9 protein-coding genes are annotated in these 9,902 nt (G+C 45.3%); 4 read left to right on the top strand and 5 right to left on the bottom strand.

Annotated features, from left to right (window positions below; all coding sequences use genetic code 11):
- Positions 1–24 precede the first annotated feature (24 nt).
- The 4 genes from GPL15_RS22910 to GPL15_RS22925 form a co-directional block, all read right to left on the bottom strand.
- Positions 25–879, bottom strand: a complete 855-nt coding sequence (locus GPL15_RS22910) for a patatin family protein (protein WP_215701002.1) — start codon at positions 877–879, stop codon at positions 25–27.
- Between the two features lie 132 nt (positions 880–1,011).
- Positions 1,012–2,565, bottom strand: coding sequence for a cardiolipin synthase (gene cls / locus GPL15_RS22915; protein WP_252198583.1), 1,554 nt, complete (start codon positions 2,563–2,565; stop codon positions 1,012–1,014).
- Between the two features lie 30 nt (positions 2,566–2,595).
- On the bottom strand, positions 2,596–3,873 hold the full coding sequence (locus tag GPL15_RS22920; RefSeq protein WP_215701003.1) for an aminotransferase class I/II-fold pyridoxal phosphate-dependent enzyme: 1,278 nt from the start codon (positions 3,871–3,873) through the stop codon (positions 2,596–2,598).
- An 84-nt stretch (positions 3,874–3,957) separates the two neighbouring features.
- Positions 3,958–5,871 carry an alkaline phosphatase family protein gene (locus GPL15_RS22925; RefSeq protein ID WP_215701004.1) on the bottom strand — a complete coding sequence of 638 codons (1,914 nt, stop codon included), beginning with the start codon at positions 5,869–5,871 and terminating at the stop codon, positions 3,958–3,960.
- Positions 5,872–6,201: 330 nt separating this feature from the next.
- Between GPL15_RS22925 and GPL15_RS22930 the strand changes: the two genes are divergently transcribed.
- Positions 6,202–7,089: a DUF368 domain-containing protein gene (locus GPL15_RS22930; protein ID WP_215701005.1), complete on the top strand. Its 888-nt coding sequence runs from the start codon at positions 6,202–6,204 to the stop codon at positions 7,087–7,089.
- Positions 7,090–7,210: 121 nt separating this feature from the next.
- Here the strand turns inward: GPL15_RS22930 and GPL15_RS22935 are convergent, their stop codons facing one another.
- Complete coding sequence (locus GPL15_RS22935; protein ID WP_215701006.1) at positions 7,211–7,807, bottom strand: zinc ribbon domain-containing protein; 597 nt, start codon at positions 7,805–7,807, stop codon at positions 7,211–7,213.
- A gap of 222 nt (positions 7,808–8,029) precedes the next feature.
- On the opposite strand from GPL15_RS22935, the gene GPL15_RS22940 reads away from it, so the two are divergent.
- From GPL15_RS22940 to GPL15_RS22950, 3 genes are all read left to right on the top strand, one after another.
- The gene (locus GPL15_RS22940; RefSeq protein WP_215701007.1) at positions 8,030–8,803 is read left to right on the top strand and encodes an SDR family oxidoreductase; all 774 of its coding nucleotides are present in this window, start codon (positions 8,030–8,032) and stop codon (positions 8,801–8,803) included.
- A gap of 25 nt (positions 8,804–8,828) precedes the next feature.
- Complete coding sequence (locus GPL15_RS22945) at positions 8,829–9,167, top strand: hypothetical protein (RefSeq protein ID WP_215701008.1); 339 nt, start codon at positions 8,829–8,831, stop codon at positions 9,165–9,167.
- Positions 9,168–9,231: 64 nt separating this feature from the next.
- On the top strand, positions 9,232–9,432 hold the full coding sequence (locus tag GPL15_RS22950) for a hypothetical protein (protein WP_215701009.1): 201 nt from the start codon (positions 9,232–9,234) through the stop codon (positions 9,430–9,432).
- Positions 9,433–9,902 lie beyond the last annotated feature (470 nt).

A 9,902-nucleotide genomic window follows, 5' to 3' on the forward strand; every position in this document is an offset into this window, starting at 1 on the left:
GTAGCTCCCACCAAAAAAGACAATTCAAATCCCCAAATACCCCCTAAGTCCCGGCAGCGTCTCCTCCATCAACGCTCTCCCCTCCAGATAAAGGGCCTCCAATTTCTTCACATCCTGCTCCATCCTGGAAACCGTCACTTTATTTCTGGGGCGTATTACAAAAATCTTTCCCTCTTCCTCCAGCCGGTCGATTTCCTCCTGCATGCGGTTGTACCGTTCCGGAATTTCCTCCAATGCGGCCCGCAACTGGGGCAGAGGGGCAAAATAACGGTCATATCCCCGTTTCATCCACCTTCCCGGTTCTTTTTTTCTGTACCCGTGCTCCCTTGTTAAAACCAAAACCACTTTTTCATAGCCTTCATCCAACGCCTTCTGATAGGCAATGGGCATGGATATACCGCCATCCAGATATTTTTTACCCTCCACAGAGATCATGCGGGAAAGCACCGGCATGCTGCTGGACGCCTGGATTGCCGGTATCAGCTCCGTACAGACACCCTTTTCAAAATACTCCGGCTTTCCTGTTTTGCATCTGGTGGCCACCGCTACATATCTCTGTTCTGATTTATAAAATGTCTCATAGTCAAATGGCAGCAGCTCATTGCTCAATTCCCCGAACAAGAAATCGAAGTTAAAAATGGCCCTGTTCTTATACATATTACGAAAGCTCAAATACCTCTTATCATGTACGTATTGTGTGTTGATTTTCAGTGTTCTCCCAACCTGCTTGCTGATGTAATTCATTCCACACATGGAACCGGCCGAAACACCATTCACATAAGACAGTTCTATGCCCTGTTCCACCAGCACGTCCAGCACTCCTGATGTGAACAGGCACCGCAGAGAACCACCTTCTAAAACCAATGCACCTTCTGTCATCGTTACCTCTCAATCCGCCGTTTGACACGGCATAAAAACACTATCTTATTCATCATTGCCAATATCCGGATATTAAAACGGCTTTTATATGAAATATAGCAGTTCAGACAACTCTGAGCTGTCACCATAAAATCACATCAGCGGAGCAAATAGTCTCAACATACTTCCCGCAGCCTTCTTGACCAAAGGATATTTCCGGCAGTCTTCCAGCGTAATCAGCCGGCACATCTTTAAGGTGTCCTGGAAATCCCCTTCCACCGCTTTCACCGCCGCATTCCGGTACATATAAGTTCCGCATTCAAAATGCAGATACAAACTTCTGAAATCCAGATTAATTGTTCCCACCACCGCTTTCTCATCATCGCTGGTAAATATTTTCGCATGGACAAATCCCGGAGTGTATTCATAAATCTTCACCCCGTCCTCGATCAGCTCCTGGTAATAAGACCGGGCCAGCAGATAAGCATATATTTTATCCGGTATATGAGGCATGATAATGACCGTTTCAACCCCTCTTTTTGCCGCATAAGTGAGGGCCGACACCATTTCGTCGTCCAGAATCAGATACGGCGTCATAATATGGACATATTGGGTTGCCTGGTTCAGTATATCCTTATATACATTGGCGCCTACCGGTTCCTGGTCTATGGGGCTGTCTCCATAGGGTATTACAAACCCTTCCCGGTTCAGCTCCTGGGGGTATTGGTAATCCGCGGGTTTTAAATACCGGGCATAATCGTCCTTCACCCGCTCGCTGATACTCCACATCTGAAGAAACATCATGGTGTAACTGTCCACCGCGTCCCCTCTTACCATGATGGACGTATCCTTCCATCTGCCGAACCGCACCTTCTGGTTGATATACTCATCCGCCAGATTAATGCCCCCGGTAAATGCGGTTACGCCGTCAATTACCGTAATTTTCCTATGGTCCCTGTTATTCTGGTAGCTGGATAAAGCCGGTTTAATGGGCGCAAACTGTTTGCATTTGATCCCATAGCTTTCCAGACGCTTGGGATAGCTGTAAGGAAGCAGGGCGATGGAACACATGCCGTCGTACATAAAGCGCACTTCTACCCCTTCTTTTACCTTTTCCTTTAAAATCTCCAGAATGCTGTCCCACATCAGTCCTTCTTCCACGATAAAGTATTCCATAAAAATAAAATGTCTGGCGCTCTTTAACTGTTTAAGCATCTCCGGAAATGCGTCTTCCCCATACGGGTAATATTGAACATCGGTATTCGTATAAGCCGGATATTTGCCAAACTCATCAATATATCTGGCAAGCGTCGCTTCTCTGTGGCTCTGTGCCTCAATCTGACCGAGCACATCCATATTCTGTTTCAAATAGGGCCTGGTATCCCGGATGGCTTCATTTAAACGCCTGTTGATCACCTTCACTCCGATCTGAAGCTCTACAAACAGGTAAAATAAGGATCCGAATACGGGCACAACCAAAACAGGAATCATCCAAGCCATCTTATAACTTGGATTTTCTTTTTTATTCAATATATAAATAACTACGGCAGCACTCAAAAGAGTAAAGCTGCCGTAGATATAAAACATATACTGTCTCAGCCACCGGAAGCAGGACATCAGAATACCAATTTGAATCAGCAGAAATATAACCAGCAGTGTGGTTCTTCCAAAAACGATTCTAAGCAGTTTTCTAAGTTTTTTAACCAATTTAATCCCTCCCGGATAGTAAATCGCCGATTATTTCAACGCCTGTTCAATATCGGCAATGATATCGTCTGCATTCTCAATTCCTACGCTCAAACGGATCAGCGACGGATCAACTCCTGCCTCTTTCAGCTGCTGTTCATTGAGCTGTCTGTGGGTATGGCTGGCCGGATGCAGTACAGAGGTACGGGCATCCGCCACATGGGTGACAATTGCCGCCATCTTTAACTTATCCATAAATTCCCCAGCCGCCTGTCTGCCGCCTGTCAAACCGAAGGAAATGACGCCGCAGGTGCCGTTTGGCATGTATTTCTGCGCCAGATCATAATACTTATCACCTTTTAATCCCGGATAATTGACCCAAGCCACATCATCTCTGCCCTTTAAGTACTCAGCCACTTTCTGGGCATTGGCACAATGGCATGGCATGCGCAGGTGAAGGGTTTCAAGGCCGATATTCAGCAGAAATGCATTCTGCGGGGACTGGATGGAGCCTAAATCACGCATGAGCTGCGCGGTAGCTTTTTGGATATAGGCACATTTTCCAAAGCGTTCTGTGTAAATGATTCCATGGTAGGATTCATCCGGTGTGGTGAGCCCCGGATATTTGTCCTTATGGGCTTCCCAGTCAAAATTGCCGCTGTCCACAATACAGCCGCCCACGGTCAGAGCGTGTCCGTCCATATATTTTGTGGTGGAATGGGTGACAATATCCGCTCCCCACTCAAAAGGCCGGCAGTTGATGGGTGTCGCAAATGTATTATCCACAATCAGCGGTACTCCATGGCTATGGGCGAGCTTTGCAAACTTCTCTATATCCAGAACCACCAGTGCAGGATTTGCAATGGTCTCGGCAAATACGGCCTTTGTATTGGGGCGGAACGCCTGTTCCAGTTCTTCCTCAGAAGCATCTGGATCTACAAGGGTAAACTCTATGCCGAAGCGTTTTAACGTCACAGTAAAGAGGTTGGAGGAGCCGCCATAGATTGTAGCAGAGCTCACCACGTGATCCCCTTCCGAACAGATATTGATAATCGCATACAAATTAGCTGCCTGACCGGATGAAGTCAGCATGGCTGCGGTTCCGCCTTCCAGTTCGCAGATTTTAGCAGCAACCGCGTCATTGGTGGGATTGGCAAGGCGGGTATAGAAATATCCGTTTTCCTCCAAATCAAACAAACGGCCCATCTGCTCACTTGTCTCATATTTAAATGTTGTGCTCTGATAGATCGGCAGAACTCTCGGCTCACCATTCTTAGGCTGCCATCCGCCCTGGATACATATGGTTTCTCTTGAACGTTCCTGGTTCATCCTTTGTTTCCTCCTGTTATGTAAAAGTCTTATTGTCATTTATATTGAATTAGTCTATCACAAACCGATGCTAAAAATCAATGGCTACGGCAAATCTTCTGTCACAGCCTCACCCAAAGGCACCTTATCCCTTCCAATCTGCATCACCGTAATTTCGGTTTTACCGCCCTCCGCCTTTTTTTCAGGAAGATCCCGGGCAATGATGAGTTCCGGCCATACATACATGGTATTTACCGCCTTCCCGTCAATGCACAGCTTGGAGTACTGGTTGAAATTTTCTCCATAAATCAGCAGATTGGGCTTATTATATACGATCTTCCTCACCACAACAGGATCAATTCCTATCTGCAGATCCGTCGCTTCAAAAGGCATTTGTTTATCATATATCTCATGTTCTCCATAAAGCATGTCATATTCCAATACCTGCATATCCTTTAAATACTCTTCTTCATCCCCATTTTCCCGGTTCAGAAAATTTTGGTGGTAACGGATCATGGTTCCTTCATGAATGCCCAGCAGATCCAGCACGTAGGCGGAAAGCTGATAGGATTCCACATTCCGCTTCACCCTGGGAAGATCCATGTTGCTCCAAATCACATAAGGAGTTTCAAACAGGGTTTTATTCTTCATTTCCTCCGCATCCCACTCAAACCCGGGCAAATGATCCCCATACAGGACGACCACCGTAGGTTCCGGCCTTGCTCCCAGCTCCAGCAGAAGTTCCCGGATAAACAGATCAATCTCATGAATCTGGCTGCAGTAATATTCAAAATCCGGATAGGCCCCATGGCCCTGGACTGAAATTGTATAGATAAAATCCTGGTTTTCCGTAGAATCCAACGCTTTAACGATCTCCCCGACCAATATTTTATCCTTACACCATCCCGTCGGATTGCGCTCTATCTCATACATGTATTCGATGGGGGTGAATGTATCGAATCCCAACTGTGAAAACACAACATTCCTGTCATAAAACGTGCCTTCATTGTTATGTATGGCATGGGTGGAATATCCCAGGCCTTTCAAATCGTAAGCAGTGCTTTCACATACGGTCTTTTTAAGAATTGTTTTATAGGGGTATTCTCCCGGCCCAAAAAAATCCAGATTCATGCCGGTAATACATTCAAACTCCGTATTGGCCGTTCCCGCGCCAACCGATGGAACTCTCAGGTAACCGCTGGGGAATCTGCTCTGCAGGTAGCGGAAATAGGGGATGGGATCTTCTTTCAGCGGATTATTTTCCCAAACCATGGGGTCAAAAAATGATTCCAACTGTATCATAATCACATTAGGCGTCTTATTCTCCGCGATACCATAAGTATGGACCGGAATCAATTCCTCCTGTTCAATAGCCGCAATTGTTTCTTCACTGTAATCATCCGGTTTTGGAATCCCGATGTTGAAAATCGAGTTGGTAAAACAATACGCAAACCCATAATCCTGATAGGCCTGGCCGATATTTCCAAACTTAACAGCCACCCATCCCTGGTACATATAGAGTTTTGTCGTTCCCAATATAACCACAATTCCAATTCCCGTTATAAAAGCCGCCCATGCATATGGGATCTTGCCTTCATAAACCGGCGCCTTTTTCCACACAGCCACACAAAGAGCTGCCGCTCCCACGATCCCTGATGCCGCAGCAATGATCATGGGAACGCTCATATAGGCAGTCAGCATATTTAGTCCGTATTTCGCAAGCCGGAAATCCGTAGCTGTAAACGGCGTGGTGCGGAAGATCAGCAGAAACCCATTTATCACTCCCAGTCCCAGCCACATAAGGCCTGCAAACAACATCAGCGCGATTTTATGCTTTACAAGCCAGACAGCCGTAAACGGAACCAGTATAATTAAAACATTCAGAACAAATATCTCCGGTTTATTCATCATAAAACCAACCGTATCTATAACATTTTTACGGCTGAACAATTCAATTAAAAAATTAATTACAGCGGATAATACGAATAATTTTGCATATCCTTTCGCTATAGTCTTCATAATACTTCCCTTTTCTATTGAAATCCGATTTAGTCTAACACATTTTTCTTAAATTTTATATATCTTTTTTATGATTTTTACGGTAATATCTTTTCAAATGTAACGGTTCAGGCGGCTCATCTTCTTGACCCAAAGCCGGTCAAGAAGCATCGGATGTACATCCGATGGGAAAATTGATAAAGAAAGCCGCTTACAAGCGAGCTTGACGCGGCTTTCTTTATCAATTTTCCCGCCGTCTGAACGATTACTCACAAACTCTTAACTTGACTTTCTCATCCTGTAACCATATAATTATCCCTGTGTAATTTCACAAAGAAAGGACTTTATATTATGACTTTTATTATGGATACGATTAAAGGAATCTTCATCGGTATTGCCAATGTAATTCCTGGTGTAAGCGGCGGTACGATGGCAGTTTCTCTGGGAATTTATGATAAACTGATTGCATCTGTTTCCAACCTTCTGAAAGACTGGAAAAAGAGCTTTCTCACCCTTTTGCCCATCATAGCCGGATGCGGGATCGGTATACTCGGGTTCACCTATGCCATCGGCTATCTGTTGAGTGAACACACGTATCTGACTTGTATGACATTTGTAGGCTTAATTCTGGGCGGAATTCCGGTTCTTGTACATGCTTTAAAATCAAAGCTTTCCGAAACTTCTTCCCGGATCGGAATCAGCGGTGCCGCCGCCTTCCTCCTGCTATTTGCAGTTTCCATCTGTCTGCCTTTACTGAATCCGGAAAATGAAACATTAAAAACATTAACGGCTGCGCCAGGCACCATGATCATTCTCTTTTTTGTCGGCATCATCGCTTCCGCCACCATGGTGGTTCCCGGTGTAAGCGGATCCCTGGTACTGATGATCCTGGGCTATTACTACGGAATCCTGGATTCCATCAAAGGCTTTTTAGAAGCATTGAAAGCGTGGGACGTGCCCGCCTTGACCAACGGCTTTTTAATTCTGTTCCCCTTTGGAATCGGGGTTTTACTAGGCATCTTCCTGATTGCAAAGCTGATTACTTTTTTGTTTGAACGCTACGGCGTCCAGACTTATTGTGCCATACTTGGCCTGATCGCCGCTTCGCCTTTTGCCATTTTTTATAATACAGGCCTGTTTGCCCAACTCTCCGGCCTCTCTGTCATGGTTGTGCTCGCCGGCCTTGCACTTGCCGTGGCCGGAGCTGTTATCACCTATTCGTTGGGAGCCAAACATTAAGGAGAAAAACATTCGTAGGTTTTTCTATGAAACAGGGATGCAGAAAAAGAAAGACACGGACATGAATGTTGGTTTAACATTCGTGTCCGTGTCTTTTAGTTTCAATTCTTTCTAATCTTCTCTAATCTTCCTTTGATTCTTCAATCTGCACTGTTTTTTCAGATTCTTCAGATCCCCGGATTTCCTCCGCTTCTCTAACTTTAGTATCTTCAATCACTGTTTCCGCAGTATCTTCCACAGCTCCAATTTCTTCTGCGCTTTTCGTTTCCTGAATATCCTTAACTGTCTTCACGTCTTCTGTCGGTTCTGCATCTTCCATTGCTTCTGTGTCTTCCACGTCTAACACGTCATCCACTTCCTCCGCATCTTCCAGACGAGCACCGCACTTCCCGCAGAAAGCCGCATCTTTATCGACCTTTGCTCCGCATTCCGCACAAACCCTTGTTCCTTCTAATTTTGAAATCTGTTCTTCTAAAGATTCAATCTTTCTCATGCGGCTCTTAATCTGTTCAAATTCTTCCATATATGGATCTTCCGTCAGATTTCTATGCGTCTCATAATACGCTTTACCGATTTTGGCATATGTTTCTTCAATAATGGACCGTTCAGAGGAAATTTGTGATTTTAACTGTAATACTTCCGTCATATCTTTTGCTTTGTCTACTACTACTTTACTTTTGTCTACGATTGTTTTTCCCAACTCTTCAAAAAATGTCATTTCTTCAGCACCTCCTTTTCCTCATACCGTATATTTTACTTGTTCCTAAAAAGAAAGTCAATCTATATTATCATGCCCGCCCCTCCCCCCTATTATTATACTGTAGATTGTGAATATTTTATTTAAATTGACAAACATTTCCATAAATGATATGATGTTTTCATAAAACAATAATAATTACTGTTACTTATTTATCAAAAATATCTAAAAGGAGGTATTACTTTGAGTACATATGTAATTACCGGTGGAACCACCGGAATCGGGGCTGCGGCCCGGACCATTTTACAGAACCAAGGGCATGAAGTTTTTAATATTGATTATAAAGGCGGTGATTATCTGGCTGACCTTTCCACACCTGAAGGACGCCAGGGAGCAATTGATGAAGTCTTCCGGCGCTACCCCGACGGAATTGACGTATTAATCTGCAATGCCGGAGTGGGCCCTACCGCGCCTCCAAAGACTATCTTCGCACTGAACTTTTTTGCAAGCGTTCAAATTGCTGAAGGCCTGCGCCCATTGCTGAAGAAAAAACACGGCAACTGTGTTATAACGTCTTCCAACTCCATTACAAATATGACCGTCCGCATGGATTTGGTCGATATGCTCTCCAATGTCATGGATGAAAAGAGGGTTTTAGAATATGCGCAGGATATTCCTAAAGAGCAGACTCCCTCCTGCTACAGCTCTTCCAAACGTGCCCTCGCACGCTGGGTCCGCCGCATTTCTCCCTCCTGGGCAGTGGACGGACTCAGGATCAACGCCGTAGCCCCGGGCAACACAACAACGCCAATGACCCAAGGCATGACAGAGGCCCAGATGGATAAAGCTCTTTTGATCCCAATTCCCACCCGTTACGGGCGAAAAGAGTTTCTGGACGCAGAGGAAATTGCCAATGGAATCGTATTTTTAGCCTCTCCCCTGGCAAGCGGCATTAATGGAATCATTCTGTTCGTAGACGGCGGTATCGATGCCCTGCTTCGTTCCGAGCAGATATAATCAGAAGGAAATGGAGGATAACACTATGACAATTTTAGAGCAATACATTGACTGCATGCAGAAGGGTGACGAAGTTGCCCTGGCAGATCTTTTTAACGAATACGGAGTGCTCCATGACTCTTCTGTCATCAAAGCCGACATGGACACCATCCATTTGGAAGGTAAAATGGCCATCGAAATGATGTTCCATCATAAATTCGGTTTCAATGGAGGCCCATTTAAAATCAGCAGCGTAAAATATATCGGCGATGATGTGGTATGGTATTTCATCACATACCATAATCACGTAATCCCCGTTACTGCTTTTCTAACCGAGATGGACGAGACAGGCAAAATCAAACGGCTGAATATTTATCCGCTATAAATTTGGATTTAATTGGTGAAAGGTACGCAGGAAAGCGGGACGAGGGGACGGACTGGATGTTTGAATGCGGGCGGGCCCAGGGGAAGCCTTCGGGGATGAAAACCAGCTTCCAACCGTAAGTGAAACTAAGGCTCCAGGGATAGAAAAAGACGGTCCGATGCCCATTCACGGTAAACTCTTTATGGGACTTTACCGTTCAGTGGGCATCTCAGAAACTGATTTGGTTTTCAGTTTCTGCCCGTCTTTTTCCATTCCTGGAGCCTAAGTTTCACTAACGGTTTCCAGATGGCTTTCATTCCCGAAGGATTCCCCTGGGCCCGCCCGCATCCAAACATCCAGTCCGTCCCCTCGTCCCGCTTTCCTGCTGGTGTTCTCTGGAGCTGGGGAATTAAATGCAATTTAGCTATCGGCAGGTAGTTTTAATATCAAGTTTTTTACATTAACCCTCAAGGCATTTTACTGTTATTCCCCACGTCAGTTACTTGAAATGTCCATACCATAATCTGCTCTAAATACCAAACACCATCTCAATCAAACGCTTCTCTGCCCTTTCTTTTTCCCTTCTCCAAATCTTTATTTATCCTTTATCAGACCAGTACACAGCCGTGAATCCTGGGAATGGGGACGGACGGGGGCGGAGGCCTGCTTGGAGGGGTGGCACCGGGCGGAGCGGAATCCGTTGGCGATGAAAGCCGTCTGGAAACCGTTAGTGAAACTTAGGCTCCAGGGATGGAA

The sequence above is a fragment of the Clostridium sp. MCC353 genome (genome assembly GCF_018785315.1).
Classification (GTDB): domain Bacteria; phylum Bacillota; class Clostridia; order Lachnospirales; family Lachnospiraceae; genus CHH4-2.